The sequence below is a fragment of the Nocardia abscessus NBRC 100374 genome, from assembly GCF_000308455.1.
Classification (GTDB): Bacteria; Actinomycetota; Actinomycetes; order Mycobacteriales; family Mycobacteriaceae; genus Nocardia; species Nocardia abscessus.
The window spans coordinates 18,463-44,130 of sequence record NZ_BAFP01000042.1; the positions used below are offsets into that span (position 1 = coordinate 18,463).

Annotated in this window: 26 protein-coding genes and 1 tRNA gene; 13 read left to right on the plus strand and 14 right to left on the minus strand. The window is 66.3% G+C overall.

What is annotated here, in order from left to right:
- Positions 1–21: 21 nt before the first annotated feature.
- Positions 22–1,215: a serine hydrolase domain-containing protein gene (locus ON19_RS08945; protein WP_043688927.1), complete on the minus strand. Its 1,194-nt coding sequence runs from the start codon at positions 1,213–1,215 to the stop codon at positions 22–24.
- Between the two features lie 42 nt (positions 1,216–1,257).
- Here ON19_RS08945 and ON19_RS08950 point away from each other — a divergent pair, with 42 nt between their 5' ends.
- Both ON19_RS08950 and ON19_RS08955 read left to right on the plus strand, forming a co-directional pair.
- On the plus strand, positions 1,258–2,091 hold the full coding sequence (locus tag ON19_RS08950) for a serine hydrolase domain-containing protein (protein WP_043688930.1): 834 nt from the start codon (positions 1,258–1,260) through the stop codon (positions 2,089–2,091).
- Positions 2,092–2,186: 95 nt separating this feature from the next.
- Complete coding sequence (locus ON19_RS08955) at positions 2,187–2,720, plus strand: DUF3145 domain-containing protein (protein ID WP_043688980.1); 534 nt, start codon at positions 2,187–2,189, stop codon at positions 2,718–2,720.
- A 243-nt stretch (positions 2,721–2,963) separates the two neighbouring features.
- On the opposite strand, the gene ON19_RS08960 is transcribed toward ON19_RS08955, so the two are convergent.
- The 3 genes from ON19_RS08960 to ON19_RS44645 form a co-directional block, all read right to left on the minus strand.
- Entirely contained in the window at positions 2,964–3,824 is an 861-nt protein-coding gene (locus ON19_RS08960) for a methyltransferase domain-containing protein (RefSeq protein WP_043688932.1), read from the minus strand.
- Positions 3,825–3,907: 83 nt separating this feature from the next.
- Entirely contained in the window at positions 3,908–4,252 is a 345-nt protein-coding gene (locus ON19_RS08965; protein WP_043688935.1) for a hypothetical protein, read from the minus strand.
- A 519-nt stretch (positions 4,253–4,771) separates the two neighbouring features.
- Complete coding sequence (locus ON19_RS44645) at positions 4,772–5,047, minus strand: undecaprenyl diphosphate synthase family protein (RefSeq protein WP_157229633.1); 276 nt, start codon at positions 5,045–5,047, stop codon at positions 4,772–4,774.
- Positions 5,048–5,428: 381 nt separating this feature from the next.
- Here ON19_RS44645 and ON19_RS08970 point away from each other — a divergent pair, with 381 nt between their 5' ends.
- On the plus strand, positions 5,429–6,247 hold the full coding sequence (locus tag ON19_RS08970; RefSeq protein ID WP_043688937.1) for a class I SAM-dependent methyltransferase: 819 nt from the start codon (positions 5,429–5,431) through the stop codon (positions 6,245–6,247).
- 39 nt (positions 6,248–6,286) lie between these two features.
- On the opposite strand, the gene ON19_RS08975 is transcribed toward ON19_RS08970, so the two are convergent.
- Positions 6,287–7,006, minus strand: a complete 720-nt coding sequence (locus ON19_RS08975) for a hypothetical protein (RefSeq protein WP_043688939.1) — start codon at positions 7,004–7,006, stop codon at positions 6,287–6,289.
- 162 nt (positions 7,007–7,168) lie between these two features.
- Positions 7,169–7,792 carry a GNAT family N-acetyltransferase gene (locus ON19_RS08980; protein ID WP_083899239.1) on the minus strand — a complete coding sequence of 208 codons (624 nt, stop codon included), beginning with the start codon at positions 7,790–7,792 and terminating at the stop codon, positions 7,169–7,171.
- 195 nt (positions 7,793–7,987) lie between these two features.
- Between ON19_RS08980 and ON19_RS41720 the strand changes: the two genes are divergently transcribed.
- Complete coding sequence (locus ON19_RS41720; RefSeq protein ID WP_157229634.1) at positions 7,988–8,464, plus strand: hypothetical protein; 477 nt, start codon at positions 7,988–7,990, stop codon at positions 8,462–8,464.
- 33 nt (positions 8,465–8,497) lie between these two features.
- Here the strand turns inward: ON19_RS41720 and ON19_RS41725 are convergent, their stop codons facing one another.
- Complete coding sequence (locus ON19_RS41725; RefSeq protein WP_157229635.1) at positions 8,498–8,662, minus strand: hypothetical protein; 165 nt, start codon at positions 8,660–8,662, stop codon at positions 8,498–8,500.
- A gap of 51 nt (positions 8,663–8,713) precedes the next feature.
- Between ON19_RS41725 and ON19_RS08985 the strand changes: the two genes are divergently transcribed.
- Positions 8,714–9,043: an ArsR/SmtB family transcription factor gene (locus tag ON19_RS08985; protein WP_043688941.1), complete on the plus strand. Its 330-nt coding sequence runs from the start codon at positions 8,714–8,716 to the stop codon at positions 9,041–9,043.
- Complete coding sequence (locus ON19_RS08990; RefSeq protein WP_083899243.1) at positions 9,043–9,780, plus strand: cation efflux transmembrane domain-containing protein; 738 nt, start codon at positions 9,043–9,045, stop codon at positions 9,778–9,780. Before ON19_RS08985 ends, ON19_RS08990 begins: the two co-directional genes overlap by 1 nt.
- Positions 9,781–10,051: 271 nt before the next feature.
- On the opposite strand, the gene ON19_RS08995 is transcribed toward ON19_RS08990, so the two are convergent.
- The 6 genes from ON19_RS08995 to ON19_RS09020 all read right to left on the minus strand — a co-directional run bounded on the left by ON19_RS08995 (position 10,052) and on the right by ON19_RS09020 (position 15,456).
- A complete protein-coding gene (locus tag ON19_RS08995) occupies positions 10,052–11,521 on the minus strand; it encodes a hypothetical protein (RefSeq protein ID WP_043688944.1) in 1,470 nt (489 codons plus the stop codon).
- On the minus strand, positions 11,518–12,663 hold the full coding sequence (locus ON19_RS09000; RefSeq protein WP_218006388.1) for a KGGVGR-motif variant AAA ATPase: 1,146 nt from the start codon (positions 12,661–12,663) through the stop codon (positions 11,518–11,520). The genes ON19_RS08995 and ON19_RS09000 overlap by 4 nt, the downstream gene beginning before the upstream one ends.
- A 1,054-nt stretch (positions 12,664–13,717) precedes the next feature.
- Positions 13,718–13,789, minus strand: a tRNA-Val gene (locus ON19_RS09005).
- 17 nt (positions 13,790–13,806) lie between these two features.
- Positions 13,807–14,271 carry a peroxiredoxin gene (locus tag ON19_RS09010; protein WP_043688949.1) on the minus strand — a complete coding sequence of 155 codons (465 nt, stop codon included), beginning with the start codon at positions 14,269–14,271 and terminating at the stop codon, positions 13,807–13,809.
- Between the two features lie 78 nt (positions 14,272–14,349).
- Entirely contained in the window at positions 14,350–14,772 is a 423-nt protein-coding gene (locus ON19_RS09015; RefSeq protein ID WP_043688988.1) for a DUF3052 domain-containing protein, read from the minus strand.
- A 126-nt stretch (positions 14,773–14,898) separates the two neighbouring features.
- Positions 14,899–15,456 carry an Rv2240c family protein gene (locus ON19_RS09020; protein ID WP_043688952.1) on the minus strand — a complete coding sequence of 186 codons (558 nt, stop codon included), beginning with the start codon at positions 15,454–15,456 and terminating at the stop codon, positions 14,899–14,901.
- A gap of 327 nt (positions 15,457–15,783) precedes the next feature.
- Between ON19_RS09020 and aceE the strand changes: the two genes are divergently transcribed.
- From aceE to ON19_RS09055, 7 genes are all read left to right on the plus strand, one after another.
- The gene (gene aceE / locus ON19_RS09025) at positions 15,784–18,582 is read left to right on the plus strand and encodes a pyruvate dehydrogenase (acetyl-transferring), homodimeric type (RefSeq protein ID WP_218006389.1); all 2,799 of its coding nucleotides are present in this window, start codon (positions 15,784–15,786) and stop codon (positions 18,580–18,582) included.
- An 11-nt stretch (positions 18,583–18,593) separates the two neighbouring features.
- Complete coding sequence (locus tag ON19_RS09030) at positions 18,594–19,928, plus strand: PucR family transcriptional regulator (RefSeq protein WP_051168673.1); 1,335 nt, start codon at positions 18,594–18,596, stop codon at positions 19,926–19,928.
- Positions 19,929–20,056: 128 nt separating this feature from the next.
- A complete protein-coding gene (locus tag ON19_RS09035; RefSeq protein WP_043688956.1) occupies positions 20,057–20,971 on the plus strand; it encodes an ACP S-malonyltransferase in 915 nt (304 codons plus the stop codon).
- Positions 20,972–21,092: 121 nt separating this feature from the next.
- A complete protein-coding gene (gene acpM / locus ON19_RS09040; protein ID WP_014982996.1) occupies positions 21,093–21,392 on the plus strand; it encodes a meromycolate extension acyl carrier protein AcpM in 300 nt (99 codons plus the stop codon).
- Positions 21,393–21,402: 10 nt separating this feature from the next.
- Positions 21,403–22,653, plus strand: a complete 1,251-nt coding sequence (locus tag ON19_RS09045; RefSeq protein ID WP_043688957.1) for a KasA/KasB family beta-ketoacyl-ACP synthase — start codon at positions 21,403–21,405, stop codon at positions 22,651–22,653.
- A 121-nt stretch (positions 22,654–22,774) separates the two neighbouring features.
- A complete protein-coding gene (locus ON19_RS09050; protein WP_043688958.1) occupies positions 22,775–24,208 on the plus strand; it encodes an acyl-CoA carboxylase subunit beta in 1,434 nt (477 codons plus the stop codon).
- A 214-nt stretch (positions 24,209–24,422) separates the two neighbouring features.
- Entirely contained in the window at positions 24,423–24,908 is a 486-nt protein-coding gene (locus tag ON19_RS09055) for a winged helix-turn-helix transcriptional regulator (RefSeq protein WP_043688959.1), read from the plus strand.
- Between the two features lie 61 nt (positions 24,909–24,969).
- On the opposite strand, the gene ON19_RS09060 is transcribed toward ON19_RS09055, so the two are convergent.
- On the minus strand, positions 24,970–25,656 hold the full coding sequence (locus tag ON19_RS09060; protein ID WP_043688960.1) for a nitroreductase: 687 nt from the start codon (positions 25,654–25,656) through the stop codon (positions 24,970–24,972).
- Positions 25,657–25,668 lie beyond the last annotated feature (12 nt).

Sequence of the window (25,668 nt, forward strand, 5' to 3'; positions counted from 1 at the left end):
CAGTCTACGGAATCCGGGTGCTCAGATCGCGCAGCGCAGGAGGGCGTCGCGCAGGTTGCGGCTGCGCACGTCGTCGAGCACCGCGAGGCCGAGCCGATTCATCGTGTAACCGAAACCCAGACCCGTTGCGGGGTCGGCGAAGCCGAACGAGCCGCCGAGTCCCGTGGTGCCGTACGCGCGCTTGTCCGAGCCGAAGCGGAACGAGCCGCGCGACTTGCGGAAGCCCAGGTGGTAGCGGCTCTTGGTGTGCAGCACCAAGTCGTCGGCGGGGACGTCGTCGGCGGTCTCGGCCGCCGCGAGCCGGTCCAGCAGCGCGTCGTCGATCGGCAGCGCGCCGGTGCGGCCTGCGGCCGCGCCGTAGACCTTCGCCAGCGCGCGGGCGTTGCCCACCCCGTTGGATCCCGGCAGTTCCACTTCGAGGAATTCGCGGCGGGTCGCCCGCGCCGGCGCTCCGCAGCGCGGGTTGGTCAGTGCCGCGTAGGACAGCCCGCGTTTGGCGTAGATCTCGGCGCCGATGCGCAGGGGGAGATCGCGCTCGTAGCGCAGCACGTCCAGGCCGCGAGTCGCCGACATCGTGGCGATGCGGTCCATGCCCTGTTCGGCGGGCAGACCGATGAAGAAATCCGCACCGAGCGGTCCGGCGATGTCTTCGGCGAAGATCCGTCCGAGCGTGCGGCCGCGCGGGTCGACCCGGCGCAGCAGTTCGCCTTGATACAGGCCGAGGGTGATCGCGTGATAACCGTGCCTGGTGCCGGGGCGCCAAGCGGGTTTCTGCTCCGCGAGAATGCGCGCGAGGCCGTCCCGGTCGGCGATCTGCGCCAGGCGCACGGTCTCGCCGAGGCCGGACAACCCCGCCTGGTGGTCGATCAGCTGGCGCACGGTGACCGTGTCCTTGCCGTGCGCGGCGAACTCCGGCCAGTACTTCGCCACCGGCTGCTCGTAGTCGAGCAGGCCCTCGGCGACCGCGGCGGCGACGGTGAAGGCCGCCATGCCCTTGGTGGAGGAGAACACCGGCACGATCGTGTCCTGCTCCCACGGCAGTGTGCGCCCGCGATCGCGGAAGCCTGCCCACAGATCCACCACCGGGCGCTCGCCCGCGTAGACCGCTACGGCGGCGCCGATTTCACCGTGGCGCTCGAAGTTGCGGCGGAAGGCGTCGGCGACCGGTCCGAAACCGGACGCGACGTCACCGTGAACAGTGGGCTTTTCACTCATGGTGAGTCGATGGTAGTCACGTGGTTCTCGTAGGCTCGCAGGGTGCGTTCACTCGAGCAGATTCGGGAATGGCCCGTACGGCACGCGGCGTCCGCGGTGGTCACCGCCGACGGTGATACCGCGAGCGAAGGTTCTGTCGAGCGGGTGTTCCCGCTCGCGTCGGTGACCAAGCCGCTGGTGGCCTACGCCGTGCTGGTAGCGGTGGAGGAGGGCGCGGTCGAACTCGACCAGCCCGCGGGGCCGCCCGGCGCGACCGTGCGCCATCTGCTGGCGCACACCTCCGGGCTCGCCTTCGACACCACCGACGTGCAGGCGCGGCCCGGCGCCAAGCGGATCTACTCCAGCGCGGGTTTCGAGGTGCTCGCCGCGTTCGTCACCGAGCAGACCGGGATCGCGTTCGACGAGTACCTGCGCGACGCGGTGTTCCGGCCGCTGGGCATGACGGATTCGGTGCTGGCCGGCTCGGCCGGGCACGCGGGACGCTCCAGCGCGGCGGATCTCGCCCGCTTCGCCGCCGAATTGCTGAATCCGCGGTTGATCTCGGCGCAAACGCACGCGGAGGCCACCTCGGTGCAGTTCCCGGGCGTGAACGGGGTGCTGCCCGGCTATGGTTCGCAGCGCCCCAACGACTGGGGGCTGGGCTTCGAGATCCGCGACAGCAAGACGCCGCACTGGACCGGTGGCACGAATTCGCCACAAACCTATGGACATTTCGGCCAATCCGGGACATTTTTATGGGTTGACCCGAAAACGGGGTTGGCGTGTCTCGCCCTGAGCGACGAGAATTTCGGCGACTGGGCGCGCGCGGCCTGGCCACCACTGAGCGATGCTGTGATCGCGGAGGTGACCGCCGCGCGCAACACGGTTGCGAAGTAACACGTGTAACTTCGGGCACTCCAGTACACTCGGGCAACGCCAGTTCGACGAATCGTTGGGGAAGACGTTCCTCGTCGAAGCTGGAGGTGTTGGTGGTGCGCGCATCGAGTCAGTTCGCGGATGCGACGGCGGGTGTGGTCTACATCCACTCGTCGCCTGCCGCGCTGTGCCCGCATGTCGAATGGGCACTCACCTCTGCCCTGGGCGCCCCGGCGAAGCTGCGCTGGACCGCCCAGCCGGCCGATGGGCAACTGCGCGCCACCAGTGAGTGGATCGGCCCCGTGGGCACCGCCTCGAAGATCGCCCAATCGTTGCGCTCCTGGCCGGTTCTGCGCTTCGAGGTGACCGAGGACCCCAGCGACGGCGTGGACGGCGAGCGCTACAGCTTCGTCCCCGGCCTCGGTCTGTGGCACGGCTCCACGAGCGCCAACGGCGACGTCATGATCGGCGAAATGCGCCTGCGCGCCATGCTCCAGGCCACCCGCGAACTCGGCAAGTACTCCGCCTACGACCTGGCCGCCGAAATCGACCGCGCCCTAGGCACCCCCTGGGACGAGGACCTCGAAATCTACCGCTACGGAACGGATTCCGGCGCCGAAGTCACCTGGCTGCGCCGGGACGTGGGGTAGGTCGCGCCGCTCCGGTTCCGACAGCCACGGGGATCAACGGCCCATCGTCGGCTGCCGCGACGCCGACTCGGTCGGACAGAGCTCGAACGTCGTCGCGCATTCCCGACGGCGGTCGTTTCAGCAGGGCGTACTGCACGCCTCCCGCGCGGCCGTCGTATCGAATCGTCTCAGGTGCCATGTGTTCGGACTTGTCGAGCATGGCCGGATGGGGGTCGACAATGGTGAGAGCCGTTCGGCCATGGCCTATTTCGCGTGTGGAGCCAAACGCCCCAGAACGGCGAACATGGTGACCGAGAGGTGGTAGTCGCCTCGGGCGATCCCGGCTTCCATGTCGGCGGACAGTTCGTCACGTTCCTGCTCGGTGATCGTGCCGTCGGAGCGGGCGCGCTCGGTCATCTGGGCGAAGAGCGGGCGGATGGTTTCCGGGTCCCAGATCACCGCTTCCGATCCGATGTCGTCGATCGCGAAGCCGGCGGCGGTGAGCAGGCCGCGCAGGCTTCGGCCCGACTTGGGGTTCGGGGTGGTCGCGAGCATCGACGTGCTCAGGCGTGTGATCACGTCGTCGTCGCCCGGATGGGCGATCGCGGTGTGCCAATCGCTGTCGATGAGCAGCACCCGCCCGCCCGGTCGCAGCACCCGCGCGATCTCGGCGGTGGCGGCGGCCGGGTCGTCGAGGTGCTGGTAGACGCGTTCGCAACGGACCGCGTCGAAGGAATCGTCCGGGAAGGGCAGGCGGTAGGCGGTGCCTTCCACGAAACGGGCGCGCACCCCGGCGGCCTCGGCTCGCGCTCCGGCGACGGCGAGCATCGCGGGATTCGGATCGACACCGACCGCCTCGCCGTCCGGCCCGACGCGCTCGGCGAATTCGAGCACCTCGGACCCCGTCCCCGCACCGATATCCAGCGCTCGCTCACCGGGCCCGACCGCGAGAGCGTCATGTCCCCATTGCCGCATCCGCCGAATGCCCGGCAGCGCTGCCTGAAGATCGAGGATGGCGACCAGCAGGGCCATCGGGTCGTCGGCGGGCTCGTCGGGCCGTTCGGCGGGTATCGCATCCGTGTGGAACGACGGTGCGGGAGGAGGCGTCGAGGGGTCGGTCGGCATGCCCCGACAGTAGTCGCCGCCCCTGCGGCGAAAGGCGGTCCGACAAGCTGTGCCGCAGCTCCGCTTCGAGTCGCGGGCGCCTGTCAGAAGGAACTCACGTTGTTCACTTCGTTCCCGGTGGTGTACCCGCTGACGTGGTAGTAGACGCTGTACTGATCTTGCGAGTCGAAATCGACTATCGGCGACTCGCCGGAAGCTGAGAACAGGATGTAGATCTCGTGTCCGGCCTCGTACTGGTCGCTGGTGGCGCCCGGGGCCAGATCGAAGAGCTGTTTCGGAACGTCCCATTCCTGCCGGAAGACCGAGACCTGCCCGTTGGTGTCGTTGTGGAGCTTGTACCAGCCGGGCGAGCTCCGGTCGACGGGCTTGCGGGCCGTCGACGCCATGGAGATGGTCTTCTTCTTGACCGCCATACCCGTTCCGATCATTTGCCCTCCGAGGAGTCGCATTCGGCTTCGATGACGGGACCAGGCTGCCATCGAGACCGCGCAACGCGGCTCACACTTTCCGAGTGAAATTGCCGGTAGCCGTCGGCGGAGCCCGTTCCGCCCACCAGATCTGGCGGCTGCTCGTCGGCGGACCGGCGAATGAGTCCTCCGCTCTGCTCGTGAACTCGAGCAAGATGTTGCTTGGCAGGCACGGGAGTGAGTGACCCTTTGCTATCTGCTTGGTCAACAGCCGACGTGATGATTGAATACTCTTGCACCGCCGTCGCCGCAGTTCTCGGTTTCGGTGAATCGTTCACGGTCGAGTATTCTGCGTAAGGCGCGTGGCGCCACCCGCTGTATGAGCAATGAAGGTAATCGGCATCGGATGACCTTGAATCACACTGTATCCGCTCGGCCGAAGTTGCGCCTCGGAGTGGATTGCCGCCGGACCGAGTTCGACGGGGTCGGTAGGTTCACTTCACTACTTATCGACTCGATCGAGAAATTCTTGCCGGAAGTTCAGCTGGTCTTGTTCGGCAATCCGGCCAACCTCCGCCGAATATGTCGCGGCCGATCTATCGAATGCGTGATGCTGCGTCGCATATTAGCCGACGACAAGAGATAGTACGAACGCCAAGGAATTTGGCGTTGCTGGCACGCCGTGTCGATGGTGAGTACATTGCTGTAGCCCGCATCGTGCCCGGTTGAGGGGGGAAAATTGCGATCTCGGGCCCATCGCCGATTACCGTCGACGATGAATGCGATATGCCGAGGGTTCCTGGAGGTCGATTGCACGGGCGGCCTAACTATCGAAGTTCACATACGAGTTCGATACTCGCAAAAGTTCGACGTGCCGAACAGATCGAAAATCGACCGGGAAGTCCGAGCGCCGAGCAAGATCTTGCGAGGCCGCGGCGTTTCTGCTCCGAGATCGCACCGCTGAGGCGAGCGTAAGCGGTTCGGGCGGCCATCGGGTCGTCGGTGGTGGCTGCCCCCGGTTTGTTCGTGACCGTTGCCGGGTAAGCACCTGCTTGGCTCGTGATTCGACGAGCCCACGTTCTGAGTTGGTGTGGGAGTGAAACGCCCGTGCTGGTGCATGGTGCCGATCTTTTCGGTAGCTGAGCGGGTGTGAACCCGCGGATGGTTCCACCGGCCCGACGACAAAGGGAGCGTCAGATGACCGAATCCGGTTCCGCGGATCTCAAGAAGCGGCATCGCGCCATGTGGGCACTGGGCGACTATTCGGCCGTCGCCACCGAAGTCATCCCGGGGCTCGGCAGGCGTGTGGTCGAGGCTTGCCGTATCGGCCCGGGGCAACGTGTGCTGGACGTCGCGGCCGGATCCGGGAACGCCGCGATCCCGGCCGCGGAGTCCGGTGCGAATGTCGTGGCGAGCGATCTCACGCCGGAGTTGTTCGAGGCGGGTCGGCGGATCGCCGCCGCCAAGGGGGTCGATCTGCAGTGGCAGGAAGCCGACGCCGAGGCATTGCCCTACGCCGATGCCGAGTTCGACGCCGTGATCTCGTGTGTAGGTGTCATGTTCGCGCCGTTCCATCAGGCGGCCGCCGACGAGCTGGTGCGCGTGACCAAGCCGGGCGGCACGATCGGGCTGATCAGCTGGACGCCCACCGGGTTCATCGGGCAGATGTTCGCCACGATGAAACCGTTCGCTCCGCCGCCTCCGCCCGGCGCTCAGCCGCCTCCGCTGTGGGGCGACGAAACGCATGTCCGGTCCCTGCTGGGTGGTCGCGTCGCCGACCTGGAGCTACGGCGCGAGAACGCGGTCATCGACCGTTTCGCCGACGCCACCGAGTTCCGTGACTTCTTCAAGACCTACTACGGACCGACGGTCGCGGTGTACAAGTCCATTGCCGGGGAACCCGACAAGATCACGCAGTTGGACGGTGCACTCGCGGACCTCGCGGCCCGCCACGATATGGGCAACGGGCGAATGGAATGGGAGTACCTCTTGGTCATCGCACGCCGATCGGCCTGAGCGGATCATTCGCTCGCGGTCGGCAGGCGAGCGCGACCGTCAGGAGGCGGTCACGGGGTGGTGGCGCGTCGGATCGTACTGCTCGAAATAGGACTCGCCCACGGCGAACATTCCGCGTTGCGGCAGCCAGAAATCACCCAATTTGGTCTGCTCGGCCAGTGGCCCGGGAGGACCGATGTCGATGCCATCGATCCGGGCACTGCTGTTTTCGACGGTCCACAGCATCCTGGGATTGGCCAGGAACCATTGACCGTTCGGGGAAGTGCCGCGCAGCCGCACCCGCCCGACGCCCAGCGCCGGGCCCGCGACCCGCGACATGAGGGACAAGACGGCAGGCCGTCGCCACAGAGCGGCAGGCATCATGCGTCCGAGACTCGTCATCGCTACGGTCGCCGCCGATCGTCCCAGCTCGAGATACCACTCGATCCGATCGCGCACCTGAACTGTGAGCGCGGAGGGACCCGTCCAGGTCACCGAGATATCTGCCAATTGCGCGTCTTCGAGCGCCGAGCCGAAATAGCGGGCGCAACTGGTCGCCGGGGAGACACTGCTGTAGATCACCCACTTGCCCGCGGGGTCTCGATGCCACACCGCGTCGTACCCCGCACCGACGGAGCTGGCCGGGAAATGCCGCAGTGCCAAGTAGTGGCCGCTGGCGAAGGGCATCCCCATCACCCCGTAGCCGGAGAATCGCTCCTCCTCCGCACCCGGTGGGAGCGCTTTGTCGATTTCTGCGATCGATCGTGGGCTGTCGGTCATCGCCAGCCTCCTCGAGGAGTGGACTTGTGCCGATAATTTTACGTCTGGCGGTGAGGGCGGACGGCTGGAATTCCGCCCGCGGTTGCCAGCCAGGCGCAGCAAGGCTGGTCAGCGACGGCTCACGGGGGTCGCTTGCCCGATACGGCACCGTCGCCCATCGGATCAGCGGTCATCTCCTGCGGCCGCATCCACGACGTGCTCACCAGCTGGGGACACGACAGGCTGGCCGTGGTGGTCGGGCCGCTGGCCATCGGCGGCCACACGCGCGGCGGTGTCGATCCAGTAACGCCGTGCCGGACCGAGCTCGGTGTCCAGGATGCGCTCGAGAACGCCGCCTTGGCGCTCGATGGTCTTCGCCGAGGCGATGTTGTCGGCCGCGCAGACGATCAGCACCCGGTCGATTCCTAGTTTCCCGGCCTCATCCAGCATCCGGCCCAGCGCCCAGGTGGCCAGTCCGCGCCGACGCGCGGAGGGTCGGATGCCATAGCCGATGTGGCCTGCCCACCGCACGAAGTCGTCGAACCCGTGCCGCAGAGCGATCCCACCCAGCACTCGGTCGTCCTCGACGATCCATCGGTAGGTGCAACGCGCTCGGTCTGCTCCGTCTGTCACCTGACCCGATTCGTCAGCCAGCCGGGCCACCCAGGCCGCAAAACCGGTCGGCGAGTCGACCTCGTCGGCCGGCCGCAGTCCGAAACCGTCCTCGTGCCGGCCGGGACCCCACTCGTCGTGCGCCTCGAGCCAGGCGGTGTGCAGGCGCGTAGTAGGAGCGATCAGGGCGGGCATATCGCGACGATACCGATTCGGGCTGAACTCCGATCGCACTCGCACCGGTCGGCGCGAAGCGGAAACCGGCTGATCGGAGGCCGACGGCCGATACCGCCGTGCAGGCGGTCGTAGTCGTCGAGATCGAGGCAATCGGTCGGCGCCGCGCGGCGTGCCTGTACGGAGTCGTCGTTGGCCTTTGGGAGTATTCAGTTCGTGTCGGATTGGGTGGAAGTGACCCTCGATCGTGAGTCGCTGAACGCTGGCGACGATTCACGCCCGCACGCCCAACGCTGGATGTTTCCGGCCACGTCCACGATCTATGAGTTGGTTATTTGGATTGCTGCGCATTACGTGCCGCGGATACCCGGCGTTCACCACTGGGAGCTCTATATAGATTCGGATAACACCCACGATGGTTGGATCTGCACAGGAAGCATGGGTTGGCCCTTCACAGGGTGTCCCCTCGGCGTCCTGTACACGCATACTCACGATGTGGGCCCTATAGAGGAGCTGGAAGACAGGGTGGCCCTGTACCTTTCAGGGGATTGGAAATTGGGCGGGCTTGCTCGAACGTCGCGCCTGAAAGTGACGGCAGCACATACATATAGAGATCCCGCAGAACCGATCAAGGTCAGCAAAATCTACGAAAGCCGATCCTTTGAGGGCGGCAGGCCCATCAGGGTGGACTAGGTGTGATGGCCGCCGTTCCTACCTGCCGCCCGCTCACCGATCGAGTGCGACGCTGATCAGCGTGCGGGCCGCGTCTCCGTAGACGGCGTGCCCATTCGCAGTGATGCGCTTCCACTCCGTCCAGTGGGCTTGGACGTCGCGCAGCGCCGCGACCAGATCGGGCAGCGCCAGCGGGGCATCACAGGGGCGGCACCACACCGTGAGGATTCATTATTTTCTGAATACAGATTTTCGTGTAACGTCTCCGGTGTGGAGACCTCGTTACGCAGTGACGCGCTGGCTCGCTTCGGGCACGCGCTGTCGGATCCGACCCGCACGCAGATCCTGTTGCACCTGCGTACGGGTTCGGCGTATCCGTCGGATTTGGCCGAGCGGATCGGGGTGTCGCGCCAGATCCTGTCCAACCATCTGGCGTGCCTGCGCGGGTGCGGGCTGGTGGTCGCGGTGCCCGAGGGCCGACGCAGTCGCTACGAGCTGGCCGATGCCCGCATCGGGCGAGCGTTGGAGGATCTGCTCGGGTTGGTGCTGGCGGTGGATCCGGCGTGCTGCCCGGCCGCCGATGCAGAGGCGTGCTGCTGATGGCATCGCTCGGGATGCCCTCGCTGCCGTCGCAGGTGACCGCGGCGAGCGTGGCGCGGCGTGCGGTGCTGTCCCGTCGGATCCGCTGGCTGGTCGCGGGCACCATCTCGTACAACGTGGTCGAGGCCGTCGTCGCGCTGACCGAAGGCGCGCGCGTGTCCTCGACGGCGTTGATCGGGTTCGGGCTGGATTCGGTGATCGAGGTGTCCTCCGCCGCGGCAGTCGCGTGGCAGTTCGCCGGCCGCGATCCCGAGGCGCGGGAGAGGGTCGCGCTGCGGATCATCGCGTTCTCGTTCTTCGCGCTGGCGCTGTATGTCACCGTCGACTCGATCCGCGCTCTGGTAGGTATCGGGGAGGCACGGCATTCGCCGATCGGGATCGGGTTGGCCGCAGCGAGTTTGGTCATCATGCCGGTGCTGTCGGCGGCGCAGCGCCGCACCGGACGCGAACTCGGATCGGCTTCGGCGGTCGCGGATTCCAAGCAGACCCTGCTGTGCACGTACTTGTCGGCGGTGCTGCTGGTCGGGTTGCTGCTGAACACTCTGTTCGGATGGTCGTGGGCCGACCCGATCGCCGCCTTGGTGATCGCGGTGATCGCGGTGAAGGAAGGCCTGAATGCTTGGCGCGGTGACACCTGCTGCCCGGCGTCCGCCGCCCTGGTCGAGGCCGGTGAGACCAGCCCGGCCGGGCACGACTGCGACTGCTGCGAAATCCCCCCTGCCGGAAAGGACTCCTGATGCCCCGTATCTCCGACCCTGCCCGCGCTCGCTACCAAGCAGAGATGCGCGCGGCGAAAACCGTGCGTTGAGCACCGAGAAGAAGCCGCCGACGGGGCGCTCATGGGCGAGCGGAAATCGCGTTGGTGTACTGCGGCCCAATCAGGCGGACGGTCGCAGCATGTAGGGGGTCCGCCAGCAATTTCCCAGGGTCCGAAATAGGTACCGGTCGGCAGTCGACCAGCGAGAAATCCAGGAGCCACCGGCGGGCCAACTGGGGGCGAGGAAGGTTCTATGCGTTCATTTTCGGCACGCCGCCCTTGCGTCCAATCGAGAAGGCGATCCGGTAGACGTCTGGCAGGTCGATCCGACCATCTTTGCGTCGCCGCATCACGCCAAGATCGGCAAGTTCCCTAATTAGCCGAGGGTAGTTCTCGGGGAAGCGAGGTCCGGTCCGGACTGCCAAGTCGTCGTCAGGCGAGCTGAGGCGATCCGCTTGGCTTCTTAGGGACTCGGTGAGATCGACGGCATTCCAACGGTCGATAATCAAACTCTCTTCAATCGGGACCTGCTGGCCACTGAGCGATTCAATCGCGGTGCGTACCCACGGCATGTCCTCGCGAATTTCTGCCACCCTGGTCTGAGACGCGAACTGCACGCCGCGGCGGATTCCTTCGTGATGAATCGCGTACATGTGAGTGGCATACTCGGTGATCGTCTCCTGGGTTGCTTTGGAGAGGGCGCTCAGGAAGCTGCGCGGGCTGACCTGTTCGCCACCGTCCATGAGGTGGTTCGGTAACCAGGTATAAGTAATGCCTTTTCGGAAGTTGGCACCCATGTACGGGCCTGCCACAGCTTTGAATGCGTCTTTTTGCACCGCTGAGTCAGCACGCAGAGCGGCTGGCGGAAGATAGCGGCTGTCGGTTGGCTCAGTCCAACCAGAGTGAAGATCCCTGAAGGCGGCGGCCTCACTAGCCGGGGCGTTCCCCAGCTGATGGAAGAACAAACCGTAGAGGTTTGTTGTGGACCATTTGAGGTCGGCTGCGTTCGAGGTCAGCTTCGACGCGTCGGGGAAGTTCTGCTGCGCGCTGTCGAACATGTCATGGCGAACAAAGACCTTGAACCTGATGTTTTCAGTCTTGAGGCGCATTTCCAGGGCCAACTGCAAGATGCCGGCCACCCAGCGGTCTGCCTTCTGGCGGTTGGAGTGGAGGTGTTCTAAGGCGTCGAAGAGTATGAGTTGCGTCGTATTGCTAGCCTGCGCCTGTCGGTCGGCCTGCGCAACCCAGTGGTCTCTCTCGCTCGGATTGTCGCGGACCCAGTCGATTCGATTCTTCCATGAGGTAATTTTAAGGAGCTGGGGCTGCCCCAATGCCACGAGCAGCACCGCGTTCCACAGATCGTATGCATTCGTATCAGCGTCGATGAGCTGGCGTAGTTCCCCTGACCCCGGATAACGCTCCGGTGCCAGGCTCGCTCCGAAGCCTGCCGCGACCGTCAGGTGGTTGAGTCTCTTGATGTTGTACTCGGTAGCTGCGACCCTGCGCAGATCTTCCCTAAGTAGAGAGCGATACCAGAAGGTTTTTCCGACACCACGTCCGCCCCGCACTACCGTGGCATCGACGTCGAGAGCGAGACGGTGACTGTCTGGGGTGAATAGACTGGAGATAGATGGCTGAGCCGTGTCGGCGTCCTGGGCGGGTGGCAGCGCAGCGCTCAGCAGTGCTCGGTAACTCTCGACGCTGAGCTCAGGAGCTGTCATCCTCGTCCTTCGGTGATCAAGAGACTGGCGGTGCGTAGGAAAGTACGATACGCGGCCTGCACTAGTTCGAGGTCATCCCATCCAGGTGTGGCTGCTGCGTCCAGGCCTACGAGCTGGACCGTAAAGAGTATCGGGATGGGCGAATGCGGTGCGGCGTCGTCCTCAGGGCTCGGGTTGAAGCCCGCCGCGTCGCCGTCCGGCAGATCATCGTAGAGGACGGAAAAGCAGGACCAAGCGTTCTCCCGGAATGACTCCAGATAGTCGGCTCGTGTGGTTACGTCGGGCACCATCGAGGCAACCATGCGCAGCTTCTCGCGTATCGCTTGAGCCTGGCCAGAGGCCTGCCATGCCTGAAACAGGTCGCGATAGCCGGTCCAAGTTTGGCGGTTATCGGAGCCGAAGAGAAGAGCGAGATCACACAAACGAGAGACAGTGACGGCCGCGAGGTCATGCAGGCCGGCACGGCTGTCGAGCAGTACGACATCCGGCGTTCTGCTGCGCCGCGCCACTGCATCTTCGCACGCACGAACGGCACCCTCCAACCGGCTGGCGAAGTCGGCTCCTGGAGCCGCAGTGTAAACGCGGTTCAGCTTATCGATATACGAGTAGTCCATGGTGTTGGTGCCCCGGCCACGAGCAGGTGCAACCCAAAGTTCGCCGTTGCCGCTTGGGAGTACGTGCGAGGCCCGCGAGACCAGGTCTAGGCCGTCTTCGTTGCCGAGGGCTGACTCGACTAGGTAGTCGACGAGCCCGTACTGGGGAACTCTGTCCTCGCTGACCAGCATGGGACCCGAACCCGGCGATTCGAGATCCAAGTCAACGACCAAGACACAGTGGCCCCGACTGACAAGATGTTTGGCCAACATGAACGTAGCTGTCGAACGTCCCACCCCGCCCTTGAATCCATACAACGCAGTACGGGATACCTGGGAGTCGGCCCCAAATGAGGGATCTCTCACTCGCGCCCAATCCTCACCCACCACTGTGTTGTCGAGACGGCGGATAGTCCCCTCGCCGGGCCCCGGTACGACGGTCACTTCGTCTACGGCGCGCGGAGAATCGAGGATTGTCTCGGCCATAAACAGGTCGGAGGCGAGTACAACGGGCTGGTCTGCGGCATACCGGTTTAGTTCGGTGGACATGCGCCGACGCCACGCGCTGACTTCGTCGGCCGGAACCGAGCTAATCCGATCATCCAGGACGAGCGAGAGCCGACCGAGAATGTCTCGGACTATAAGCAGGTTGGTGCCCCTCGCTGCTACCTCCCGGGCGAGGGATAGAGCGCGTGGTCCGGCGTCATCGAAGCGGACAGGATGGGACGAGAAGGTCACGGAATCACTCCGGTATGGACTGCTTGCTGGTGTAAGAGCAAGACCTGAGCCGATGCCGCTCTGCGGGCGTTGACATCGCTCACGACAACACCAGTGCCATCGAGGTACCGTTCACCCACATCCCAGGTGTTGAATGGGCCCGAACCCGTTAGTAAAGCGGACAGTCTGCCTCCACTGCGGCCGTGGACCTGCAGGATTGCTTCCGACCAAAGGGTCGGAAGGTGGCCAAGTTCTTTTGCCTGGCCATTAGACCCGACTACCCAGGGCTTGTTGCCAGTCTTGCCATTGGGTTTTGGGCCCATACTCGCTGCCTTGGACCGCAACAGCATGCTCTTGAGGGCGCACTCAACGGCGAACCCAAAGTGATGGTCGGCGTTTGGCAGTCGGCCGCCGTCGTGCAGGTAGACAGCGTCGTCGTGATGGCGTCGCGCTGCCGTCGCGAAGTGGACTTCATCGGATGTCTGCGGCACGTCGGGATCCTATCTACCGGAGCAGCAAACTGCGCCCGTACGCCCGACTGCGAAGACAGATGATCGCCGTCGCGCGGGTCCAGGCGCGCACGCCTCATGAGGTTGCTACGTACTCTGGCCGCTTCGCGGTGGTGGTCAGACGTTGTGAACCAGCCATTACGGGGCTCGGTCGAGCAATTGGGCAAGCCGACACTATTGGGCCTGAATAAGGTCAGAATTGTGGAGGCTGGGCCTGAGGGTTACCGGTGGGGAGGCTCTTCGCGTCTGCCAAGCACATCAAGGCCACCGGCCAGGGCATCGGAGCACCATGCTGACTGGCTGCCCCATGTCTGCCCCATTATTTGGCGTGGGCAGGAAGAACGGGAGTCGACAGTCCGCCTAGCTGGACTAATCTGTGGGCGCAGAGGGGATCGAACCCCCGACCGCTGGTGTGTAAAACCAGTGCTCTACCGCTGAGCTATACGCCCGTGCCGTTACCGGCGGCTTATGAATCTAGCGCGGCGAGCGCTTTCTCCCAAGCTGCCTGGTCACGGGGCTCGCCGGGGCCGTTCATCTCGGCGAAGCGGATGTAGCCCTCGCGGTCGACGACGAACGTGCCGCGATTGGGGTAGCCCGACTTCTCGTTGAAGACGCCGTAGGCCTGAGCGATCGCGCCGTGCGGCCAGAAATCCGACAGCAGCGGGAAGGTGTAGCCCTGTTCGGCGGCCCAGATCTTGTGGGTGGGCGGCGGGCCGACCGAGATCGCGATGATCTCCGCGTTGTCGTTCTGGAACTTGGGCAGCTCGTCGCGGACCTTGCACAGCTCACCCTGGCAGATCCCGGTGAACGCGAGCGGGTAGAACACGATGAGGACGTTCTTCTTCCCGCGGAAGTCCGACAGGGTCACTTCCTGGTTGTTCTGGTCTTTCAGCGTGAAATCCGGCGCGAGAGTGCCAACCTCGAGCGGCATAGCGAATCCTCCATCGTGTCGGGTTTCCACCGGGCGGCCCTCCGAGACCAACCCTGGTGGAAACCATAGCGCGGTGGCTCAGCGCTGCTTCGAGGGCGCCTTGGGCTGAACCAGCCTGCTACCCGTCCACGAGCCGAGACTGATCGCCGAGGTCTGAGTCAGACCGGCGGTCGGTGCGGATTCTGCGATTTCGCTCGGCTCGACATGGCCGGGCTGTCCGGTCTTGGGGGTGAGCACCCAGACGAAACCGTCGTCGGCCAGCGGGCCGATCGCGTCCATCAGTGCGTCCACCAGGTCACCGTCGCCGTCGCGCCACCACAGCAGCACAACGTCGATCACCTCGTCGGAGTCCTCGTCGACGAGTTCGCCGCCGACCGCGTCTTCGACGTCGGCCCTCAGTTCGTCGTCGACGTCTTCGTCCCAGCCCAATTCCTGGACAACCAAGCCGTGTGTAATGCCAAGCTTCTGAGCGTAGTTCTGCGCGTCCGCCGCGGCGACCACGGTGGTGTCCTCCTCAACTCCCGACAGTAGGTAGTTGCAAGCGAACATGGTTATGGGCTTCAGCGCAAGCCGATCCGGCGAAATAGCTACGGAATGTCGCGTTGCGATGGTGTGTCAAGGGCTTTCTCAGCGTTTCGGACACGAGTCGCGCACGACGTTGCGCGCGTCGTTGACCCGCCTGCTGGCGTCGTTGAGCGCCGCGACCGGGGCGGTGTAGGTCATCGTGCGCGTCTCGGCGGCGAGTGCGCGGGCCGCGGTCACGTACTCTGTGAGCTTGGCCGCCAGGTCCGCGGGTAGCGCGTCCTTGGCGGAGTTCACGCCGCTCTCCACCTTGTTCGCGGCGTCCTCGAGGGTCTGCGCCGCCGAGTCGCGCTTGGCGACGTAGTCGGGCGCGTTCGAATCGTGCGCGTCGACGAACTCGTTGTACCTGCTGACGCCCGCACCGGTGGTGCCGGGAAACTGGCCGCAGTTGTCGGCGATGGCCTTGGCCTCGGCCGCCGCGCGCCGGGAGGAGGTCGCGGCCGCCGACGAGGACGCCGCCTCGGTCTTGTACGCCGCCAGATCGCTCGCGTTCGGACCGGCCACGCCGTCAACCCGGTTGGCACATCCCGCGACGACCAATCCGATGGCGACGGCTCCGGTGGCGCACACCATTCCGAACCCCCGTGGGTTCAGCAGCTTCATCGTCCTCCAGCTCCTCAGGGCTGCCACGCTCGACTCACCTTGCCTGTCGAACGGTACTGGATTTACGGCTGACATGATGATTTGGGACGCGTCATCGGCAAGGATGGATGGTGCGCCCGAACCTTTCGTAAACGGGCGGTCCGCCAACCAGCGAAACCGCCCGGGGATACCGACGCCATCAGCATGTCCACCCCTGTACGAGGAGCAGATTTGACCGACCTGATCCACTCTGCCGCACCGGCGAAATCCGCCGGTACCAACCCCGCCCCCGCGCCCGCCGCGAGCCGCGATCCGAACGGGTCGCACCCGCCGCAGCCGGGCGGGCGGGTGCGGGTGATCCGCGAAGGGGTGGCGTCCTACCTACCGGACATCGACCCGGAGGAAACCAGCGAATGGCTCGAGTCGTTCGATGAAATGCTCGACCGGGAAGGTCCCGGCCGTGCGCGTTACCTCATGCTCCGTCTGCTGGAGCGGGCCGGTGAACGTCGCGTCGCCATCCCATCCCTGACCTCCACCGACTACGTCAACACCATTCCCACCGAGAACGAGCCGTGGTTCCCCGGCGACGAGGAGGTGGAGCGGCGCTTCCGCGCCTGGATCCGCTGGAACGCCGCGATCATGGTGCATCGCGCCCAGCGGCCCGGGATCGGCGTGGGCGGCCACATCTCCACCTACGCGTCCTCGGCGGCGCTGTACGAAGTCGGCTTCAACCACTTCTTCCGTGGCAAGGATCACTCCGGCGGCGGCGACTCGATCTTCATCCAGGGGCACGCCTCGCCGGGCATCTACGCCCGCGCGTTCCTGGAAGGCAGGCTGTCGCCCGATCAGCTCGACGGGTTCCGGCAGGAGTACAGCCACGGCGGCCCCGGCCACGGGCTGCCGTCCTACCCGCATCCGCGCCTGCTGAACAACTTCTGGGAGTTCCCGACGGTGTCCATGGGCCTGGGCCCGATGAACGCCATCTACCAGGCGCGGTTCAACCACTACCTGCACGACCGCGGCATCAAGGACACCTCCGACCAGCACGTGTGGGCGTTCCTCGGCGACGGCGAGATGGACGAGCCGGAGTCGCGCGGTCTCGCGCACGTGGCGGCCATGGAAGGTCTGGACAACCTGACCTTCGTCGTCAACTGCAACCTGCAGCGCCTGGACGGCCCGGTGCGCGGTAACGGCAAGATCATCCAGGAGCTCGAGTCGTTCTTCCGCGGCGCGGGCTGGAACGTCATCAAGGTGATCTGGGGCCGCGAGTGGGACGCGCTGCTCGGCGCCGACCGCGACGGTGCGCTGGTGAACCTGATGAACAGCACCCCCGACGGCGACTACCAGACCTACAAGGCCAATGACGGCGCCTACGTGCGCGACCACTTCTTCGGCCGCGACCCGCGGACCAAGGCGCTGGTGCAGGACCTGTCCGACCAGGAGATCTGGAACCTCAAGCGCGGTGGTCACGACTACCGCAAGGTGTACGCCGCCTACGCGGCCGCGATGGCGCACAAGGGCCAGCCGACGGTGATCCTGGCCAAGACCATCAAGGGCTACACCCTCGGCAAGCACTTCGAGGGCCGCAACGCCACGCACCAGATGAAGAAGCTGACCCTGCAGGACCTCAAGGACTTCCGCGACCTGCAGCGGATTCCGATCAGCGACGCGGAGCTCGAGAAGGATCCGTATCTGCCGCCGTACTACCACCCCGGTATGGAGGCCCGCGAGGTGCAGTACATGCTCGACCGGCGCAAGGCGCTCGGCGGGTTCCTGCCCGAGCGGCGCGCCGCGGCCAAGCCGCTGAAGCTGCCCGGCGACGAGGCCTACCGGTCGGTGCGCAAGGGGTCGGGCAAGCAGAACGTGGCTACCACGATGGCCCTGGTGCGGCTGATGAAGGAGCTGCTGCGGGACAAGGAGATCGGCAAGCGGATCGTCCCGATCATCCCCGACGAGGCCAGGACCTTCGGTATGGACTCCTGGTTCCCTTCGTTGAAGATCTACAACCGCAACGGCCAGTTGTACACATCGGTCGACGCGGAATTGATGCTTGCCTACAAAGAGAGCGCCGTCGGGCAGATCCTGCACGAGGGCATCAACGAGGCAGGCTCGACGGCGTCGTTCACCGCGGCGGGCACCTCGTACGCCACGCACGGCGAGCCGATGATCCCGCTGTACATCTTCTACTCGATGTTCGGCTTCCAGCGCACCGGTGACGGACTATGGGCCGCGGCCGACCAGCTCGCCCGCGGGTTCGTGCTCGGGGCGACCGCCGGGCGCACCACGCTGACCGGTGAGGGCCTCCAGCACAACGACGGGCACTCCCTGCTGCTCGCCTCGACCAACCCGGCCGTGGTGACCTACGACCCGGCATTCGCGTTCGAGATCGCGCACATCGTGCGCGACGGCCTGCGCCGGATGTACGGCGGCGGCACCGCGCCGCAGGGCGCGGCTCCGTTGCCCGGCACCCATCCGCACGGCAGCGCGGGTGAGTTCGGCGGCGAAGATGTCTTCTACTACATCACCCTCTACAACGAGCCGTACCCGCAGCCGGCCGAACCGGAAGGCCTCGACGTCGCGGGTCTGCTCAAGGGCATCTACCTGTACAAGCGCGGGGGCGAGGGCGCGGTGCGCGCCCAGATCCTGGTCTCCGGCGTCACCGTGCCGGACGGCCTGCGCGCACAGGCGCTGCTCGCGCAGGACTGGGGTGTGCAGGCGGACGTGTGGTCGGTGACCTCGTGGGGCGAGCTCCGCAAGGAGGCGCTCGACAAGGAGATCGCCGCGCTGCGCAACCCGGGCGCCGATCCCGGCGTCCCGTACGTCACCGAGGCGCTGTCGCGGGTCGATGGTCCGTACGTCGCGGCGACCGACTGGATGCGCGCGGTGCCCGACCAGGTCCGCAAGTGGGTTCCCGGCGATTTCACCACGCTCGGCACGGACGGTTTCGGTTTCTCCGACACCCGCCCGGCCGCGCGACGGGTGTTCAACGTCGACGCGCAGTCCATCGTGGTGGCCGCGCTGGCCGGTCTCGGCCGGACGGGCGGGATCGACCCCGCCAAGGCGGTCGAGGCGGCGGCGAAGTACCGGATCGATGACGTCGACGCCGCGCCGAAGCCCGCGGCAAGCGCCGAAGAAGAACTCGCGTAGCGGAATATTGGATGGTGGACCGTAAACCGCCGCGGCCGCGACGGATCTCCGAGGGCTCTTCCGAGCACGAGGTGTATCTGCCGACGGGCGCGCTCTCCCCGAACCGGCAAACACGCGACCCCCTTCCGGACACGCTGCTCAAACGGGTGAAGCAGTTCTCCGGCCGCCTCTCCACCGAGGCGGTGGGGTCGATGCAGGATCGGTTGCCGTTCTTCGCCGATCTGGACGCCGCGCAGCGGGCGGGCGTGCAGATGCTGGTGCAGACCGCGGTGGTGAACTTCCTGGAGTGGCTGCAGGACCCCGACAGTGACATCCGGTTCAGCCTGGATGCCTTCCAGGTGATCCCGCAGGACCTGGCGCGGCGGTTGACGCTGCGCCAGACCGTGGACATGGTCCGCGTCGCCATGGAGTTCTTCGAGCAGTGGCTGCCCGCGCTCGCGCGCAACGACCGGCAGCTGGTGGCCCTCACCGAGGCGGTGCTGCGGTACGGGCGTGAGCTCGGGTTCGCCGCCGCCTCGGTGTACGCCAGTGCCGCCGAGTCGCGCGGCGCGTGGGACACCCGGCTGGAGGCGCTCGTCGTCGACGCCGTGGTGCGGGGTGACACGGGTCCGGACATGCTCTCCCGGGCCGCCACGCTGAACTGGGACGCCACCGCACCGGCGACCGTGCTGGTGGGCACCCCGCCCGGTGAGCAGGGCGTCTCCTCGGTGGGATCGGTGCATTCCATCGCGGCGCGGCACGGGCGGGCCGCGCTCGCGGTGGTGCAGGGCGCCAGGCTGGTGATGGTCGTCTCCGGGCACCTGGGGGAGACCTCGCATGTCTCCCCGTTCCTTGCCGACCTGCTCGCCGAGGTGTTCTCCGACGGTCCGGTCGTGATCGGGCCGACCACCCGCACCCTGGGCGCGGCCCACGCGAGTGCGGTGGAAGCGCTGGCCGGAATGGAGGCCGTGGTGGGCTGGCGCGGGGCGCCGCGGCCGGTGCACGCGGCGGAATTGTTGCCGGAACGCGCTTTGTTGGGTGATCGAGCTGCGATCGACGCGCTGAACGAGTACCTTGTCCTACCGTTGGCCGCGGCGGGGTCGTCGCTGGCGGACACCCTCGATGCCTATCTGGATTGTGGTGGAGCTGTCGAGACGTGTGCGCGTCAGCTGTACGTCCATCCAAATACGGTTCGGTATCGGCTCAAGCGCATCGCCGAGATCACGGGCCGTGATCCGATGAATCCTCGGGACGCCTACGTGCTCCGGATCGCCGCCACAGTAGGTCGTTTGACACGAACCCGTAACGAATCGTCAACTTCTGCCCCAGAGGACCCTCGGGTCTCGCTCGGTCACGAGGGCCTGTAACGCATCCGTCGAATCGGTCGATTCGGACAGCCCACGTGGACTTTTGTGGGACCCCCACAAAAGCGCTTCCGAACCTTCATTCGCGTCGACATCTCGTGCGGCCCGCCTCACAGTGTTTTCTTAGAGGCGTGATCGCGTTGTTCGCCCCTGGACAGGGCTCCCAGACACCCGGCATGCTCGCGCCCTGGCTCGACCTTCCCGGCGCGAACGAGCGCCTCACGCTGTGGTCCAAGGCCTCCGGCCTGGATCTGGTCCGTCTCGGCACCACCGCGACGGCCGAGGAGATCACCGACACCGCCGTCACCCAACCGCTGGTGGTCGCCGCGGCGCTGCTCGCGTTCGCGGAGATCTCGCAGGACGCGCTTCCAGCCGATACCATCGTCGCCGGGCACTCGGTCGGTGAACTCGCCGCTGCCGCGGTCGCCGGAGTCATCTCCGCCGACGACGCGGTCCGGCTGGCCGCCATCCGCGGAGCGGAGATGGCCAAGGCGTGCGCACTGGAGCCGACCGGTATGTCCGCGGTGCTCGGCGGCGACGAAGCCGCCGTGCTGGAACGGCTCACCGAACTCGGCCTCGTCCCGGCCAACCGCAACGCGGTGGGCCAGATCGTGGCCGCGGGCCGGTTGGACGCTCTCGCCGAGCTGGCCGCGAATCCCCCGGAGAAGGCCCGGGTTCGCGCGCTGCCCGTCGCGGGCGCGTTCCATACGGCGTTCATGGCCCCGGCGCAGGAAGCTGTGACCGATGCCATAACGAAGATCACGCCGAACGAGCCGACCAGGACCCTGCTCTCGAACTTCGACGGCGAGCCGGTCACGTCCGGACAGGACGCGATCGACAAACTCGCCGCGCAGGTCACCCGGCCCGTTCGCTGGGATCTGTGCACCGAAACCGTCCGGCAGGCCGGCGTTTCGGCTGTGGCGGAACTGCCGCCGGCGGGCACCCTCGTCGGTATCGCGAAGCGGGAGCTGAAGGGCACGCCCACGCTGGCCCTGAAGACCCCGCAAGACCTCCCCGCGTTGGCTGAGCTGACCGTGTCCGGCTAGCTTTCCTCCGCGACCATGCATTCAGATGCGAGGTCGTGACCGAGAGGCGGTAACTATTACCGCGCTCGATCCGAAAAAAAACCAGTAGAGCCCTACAAAGTATCAAGAAGGGAGCCACGAAGTGGCCGCTCTGACCCAGGAACAAATCGTCGAGGAACTCGGCAAGATCATCGAAGAGGTGACCGGTATCGAGCCCTCCGAAGTGACGATCGAGAAGTCCTTCGTCGATGACCTGGACATCGACTCGCTGTCCATGGTCGAGATCGCGGTTCAGACCGAGGACAAGTACGGCGTGAAGATCCCCGACGAGGATCTGGCCAGCCTGAAGACGGTCGGCGACGCCGTCGCCTACATCCAGAAGCTCGAGGCCGAGAACGCTGACGCGGCCGCGGAGCTCAAGGCCAAGTTCGACGCCGAGTAGGGCCGAAACAGTGACCACTCCTTCCACCTTGAACGGGAATTTCCCCAACGTCGTCGTAACCAGCCTTGCGGCGACCACGTCGATCGCGGGTGACGTCGATGCGACGTGGAAGGGACTCCTCAACGGCGAGAGCGGCATAGACGTTCTCGAGGATTCCTTCGTCGAGGAATACGACCTTCCGGTCCGCATCGGCGGCCACCTGAAGGTCCGGCCCGACACTCTGTTGTCTCGTGTCGAATGCCGGCGCATGGCGTACGTCGAGCAGCTCGCGACCGTCCTCGGTCGCGAGGTGTGGCGGAACGCAGGCAGCCCGGAAGTCGACCCGGAACGGCTGGGTGTGGCCATCGGCACCGGATTGGGGGGCGGCGACGCCCTCATCGATTCCGTGGACAAGCTGAAGAACGGCGGCTATCGCAAGATTTCGCCGTTGGCTGTGCAGATGGTCATGCCGAACGGCCCGTCGGCCGTTGTCGGTCTCGAACTGAAGGCCAGGGCAGGAGTGGTCACTCCGGTCTCGGCATGCTCGTCCGGCTCCGAGGCCATCGCCAATGCCTGGCGCATGATCGTCATGGGTGACGCCGACATCGTCGTCACCGGTGGCGTCGAGGGCTTCATCGACGCGGTGCCGATCGCGGCGTTCACCATGATGCGCGCCATGAGCACCCGTAACGACGATCCGAAGGGCGCGTCGCGTCCCTTCGACAAGGATCGCGACGGCTTCGTCTTCGGCGAAGCGGGCGCGCTCATGGTCATCGAGACCGAAGAGCACGCCAAGGCCCGCGGCGCGACCATCCACGCGCGACTGCTCGGCGCAGGCATCACCTCCGACGGCTTCCACCTCGTCGCGCCCGATCCCACGGGTGACGGCGCCGCGCGGGCGATGACCAGGGCGATGCAGTCCGCGGGTCTGACCAAGAAGGACATCACGCACATCAACGCGCACGCGACGGCGACGCCGATCGGCGACACCGCCGAGGCGAACGCGATCAGCAAGGCCGTGGGCAACCATGCCTCGGTGTACGCGCCCAAGTCGGCGCTCGGTCACTCGATCGGCGCCGTCGGCGCCCTGGAGTCCGTGCTGACCGTGATGAGCATCCGCGACGGCATCGTTCCGCCGACGCTGAACCTGGAGAACCAGGATCCGGAGATCGACCTCGACGTGGTGAAGGGCGAAGCCCGCCGCCAGGAGATCGAGTACGCGATCAACAACTCCTTCGGATTCGGTGGGCACAATGTGGCGCTCGCCTTCGGTCGGGCATAGCCGCGCGATCGACTGCACACGATCCCGGCGGGGTCGGCCATTCACACTGGCTCGGCCCCGCCGCGGTTCGCCATACGCAGCCGCAGCAGCGGCACACTCATCGAGTTGAGGAGACCACGCGATGACAATCATCGCTCCCGCGTTGCATCAAGAGACGGCGACCGACCCGCGCGATCCGTTGGGTCGACTCCAGCGCTTCTTCGATCCCGGGACCATTCTTCCGCTCCATCCGCGTGACAAGTCCGGCGTGCTCGCCGCCATCGGCGAGGTGGACGGCGTCCGCACGGTCGCCTACTGCTCCGACGCCACCGTGATGGGCGGCGCGATGGGCGTGGAGGGATGCAAGCACATCGTCGACGCCATCGACACCGCCATCGGCTCCGGCGTCCCCGTGGTCGGCCTGTGGCACTCCGGCGGCGCTCGCCTGGCCGAGGGCGTCGAGGCGCTGCACGCGGTCGGCCTGGTCTTCGAGGCCATGGTCCGCGCGTCCGGCCTGGTGCCGCAGATCTCCGTGGTGCTCGGCTTCGCCGCCGGTGGCGCCGCCTACGGCCCGGCGCTGACCGACATCGTGATCATGGCTCCGGAAGGCCGCGTCTTCGTGACCGGCCCGGACGTGGTGCGCAGCGTGACCGGCGAGCAGGTGGACATGGCCACCCTCGGCGGACCTGCGACGCACGGCAAGAAGTCCGGCGTCACCCACATCGTGGCCGACGACGAGGCCGACGCGCTGCACCGCGCACGCCGGCTGGTGTCGATGTTCGCCGAACAGGGCGAGTTCGACCTGGTCGCGGCCGAGCACGGCGACGTGGACCTGAAGGCCCTGCTGCCGGAATCGGCCAAGCGCGCCTACGACGTCAAGCCGATCATCCACGAGCTGCTCGACAACGTGGACGGCGAGTCGTCGTTCGAGGAGCTGCAGGGGCTGTACGCCCGCAGCATCGTCACCGGTCTGGGTCGTCTCGGTGGCCGCACCGTCGGCGTGCTGGCGAACAACCCGATCCGGCTCGGCGGCTGCCTGAACTCCGAAAGCGCGGAGAAGGCGGCGCGTTTCGTGCGGCTGTGCGACGCGTTCGGCATTCCGCTGATCGTGGTCACCGACGTGCCCGGCTACCTGCCCGGCGTCGGCCAGGAGTGGGAAGGCGTGGTGCGGCGCGGCGCGAAGCTGCTGCACGCGTTCGCCGAGGCGCGCGTTCCGCGGGTCACGCTGGTCACCCGCAAGATCTACGGGGGCGCCTACATCGCGATGAACGCCCGCTCGCTCGGTGCGACGGCCGTCTACGCGTGGCCCGGTTCCGAGGTGGCCGTCATGGGCGCCAAGGCCGCGGTCGGCATCCTGCACAAGAAGGCCCTCGCGGCCGCGCCGGAGGAGGAGCGCGAGGCGCTGCACGAGCGGCTCACCGCCGAACACGAGCGCATCGCGGGCGGCGTGGAGCGCGCCATCGCGATCGGTGTCGTCGACCAGGTCATCGACCCGGCGAAGACCCGCAGCACCATCGCCGCGGCACTGGCCGCGGCCCCGGCCCGCGCCAGCCACCACAAGAACATTCCGCTCTGATCGACCCACCGAAGCGGGCCCCGGCACTTCCGGGGCCCGCTTCGAGTTTCCGGGCCCTCGTGGAACGGACCGGCACCGGGCAGCGCAGATCGCCGACGCCGCTTCGCCCGGTCGAGTGCTGAGTCGATTCGGTGGTGGGGGTCCTCGTCCGAGATGGACGGGATCGTGAGGTTTCACGGGGCGGGCTCGGGGGAGTGGTCGGTAGCATCGGGAGGTGCGCTACGAAGAACTGGCCGACGTGCCGTGCTCGATCACGCGCCCCCTCGTGATCTTCGGTGATCGCTGGACTCTGCTCATCCTCAAGTCTTGCTTCTCCGGCATCCGGCGGTTCAACGCTTTCCAGAGCACGCTGGGCATCTCGCGCAGCAGGTTGCAGGATCGGTTGGACCGGCTGATCGACAACGGCATCCTGGTCAAGCAAAAGGCTGCCGTGGGTGCGCACGAGGAATACCGCCTCACGCCCAAGGGCCACGACATCTATCCGATCCTGCTGGCCATTCGTGATTGGGGCGATGCCTACATGGCGCCCGAAGGGCCTCCGGTGCGCTACAGCCACCGCGAGTGCGCGGGCGAGGCGCACGTCAAGCTCGAATGCGATACGTGCGGAAGCGAACTCACCGCCCGCGAGGTCACCCCGGAGCCGGGACCGGGCTTGCTGAACGTCACCGGCGCCGAGGCGACCGCGCACAGCACGCGCTAGAAATCGTCGCAGCGGCGAATGCCGTGTGGGCGCGACCCCGCTGGGCGAGGTCGCGCGGGGATCAGTCGGCGAACCAGGTGGCGACTTCCTCGGGCTCGGCCCGGGTGGTGCGGAAGCCGTTGACGGGATGGTCGAGGTCCGGGTACCCGAACGAGATCCCGGCCACGACCCTGCGATGTTCCGGAATGCCGAAGTACTCCCGGATGAAGGGGGAGTACGAGGCCAACGCGGCCTGCGGCGCCGCGCCGAGACCGAGGCTTTGTGCGCCCAAGAGGAAACTGCCGATGTAGAGGCCGCAGTCGACCGCCCCGTAGACGCCCAGATCCGCCTCGCTGGTCACGATCGCCACGTGCGGCGCGTCGAACAGTTCGAAGTTCCGCACGGCCTGTCGCATGGTCTTCTCGTGGTCGCCTTTGACGATGCCGACGCTGTCGTAGAGTTGCTTCCCGCATTCGCGCCTGCGGTCGCGGTACACCCCGGTGTATCGGCCGGGGAACTCGAAATCCGGTGCGGGCGTGGCGGTAACGATGTGTTCGACCAGCTCCTTCCGGAAGCGATCGGTGCCCGCGCCCTCCGTCACCACGACCTGCCACGGCTGGGTGTTGCACCACGACGGGGTCCGCTGAGCCAGCCGCAAGAGGGCGCGGATGGTGTCGCGCTCGACGGGCTGCGAGCGGAACTGCCTGCAGGTCCACCGTTCGTCGAGCACCCGTGTCAGCGCCGTGAAGTCGTCGGTCGTCACTGTCATTCCCCCGCCTCC

Excerpts from the sequence above, each read along its gene's own strand:
- ON19_RS08945 (WP_043688927.1), bottom strand. The coding sequence starts at position 1,215 with ATGAGTGAAAAGCCCACTGTTCACGGTGACGTCGCGTCCGGTTTCGGA.
- ON19_RS08960 (WP_043688932.1), bottom strand. The coding sequence starts at position 3,824 with ATGCCGACCGACCCCTCGACGCCTCCTCCCGCACCGTCGTTCCACACG.
- ON19_RS08965 (WP_043688935.1), bottom strand. The coding sequence starts at position 4,252 with ATGATCGGAACGGGTATGGCGGTCAAGAAGAAGACCATCTCCATGGCG.
- ON19_RS08970 (WP_043688937.1), top strand. The coding sequence starts at position 5,429 with ATGACCGAATCCGGTTCCGCGGATCTCAAGAAGCGGCATCGCGCCATG.
- ON19_RS08975 (WP_043688939.1), bottom strand. The coding sequence starts at position 7,006 with ATGACCGACAGCCCACGATCGATCGCAGAAATCGACAAAGCGCTCCCA.
- ON19_RS08980 (WP_083899239.1), bottom strand. The coding sequence starts at position 7,792 with ATGCCCGCCCTGATCGCTCCTACTACGCGCCTGCACACCGCCTGGCTC.
- ON19_RS08990 (WP_083899243.1), top strand. The coding sequence starts at position 9,043 with ATGGCATCGCTCGGGATGCCCTCGCTGCCGTCGCAGGTGACCGCGGCG.
- ON19_RS08995 (WP_043688944.1), bottom strand. The coding sequence starts at position 11,521 with ATGACAGCTCCTGAGCTCAGCGTCGAGAGTTACCGAGCACTGCTGAGC.
- ON19_RS09000 (WP_218006388.1), bottom strand. The coding sequence starts at position 12,663 with ATGTCCACCGAACTAAACCGGTATGCCGCAGACCAGCCCGTTGTACTC.
- ON19_RS09010 (WP_043688949.1), bottom strand. The coding sequence starts at position 14,271 with ATGCCGCTCGAGGTTGGCACTCTCGCGCCGGATTTCACGCTGAAAGAC.
- ON19_RS09020 (WP_043688952.1), bottom strand. The coding sequence starts at position 15,456 with ATGAAGCTGCTGAACCCACGGGGGTTCGGAATGGTGTGCGCCACCGGA.
- ON19_RS09030 (WP_051168673.1), top strand. The coding sequence starts at position 18,594 with ATGGTGGACCGTAAACCGCCGCGGCCGCGACGGATCTCCGAGGGCTCT.
- ON19_RS09050 (WP_043688958.1), top strand. The coding sequence starts at position 22,775 with ATGACAATCATCGCTCCCGCGTTGCATCAAGAGACGGCGACCGACCCG.
- ON19_RS09060 (WP_043688960.1), bottom strand. The coding sequence starts at position 25,656 with ATGACAGTGACGACCGACGACTTCACGGCGCTGACACGGGTGCTCGAC.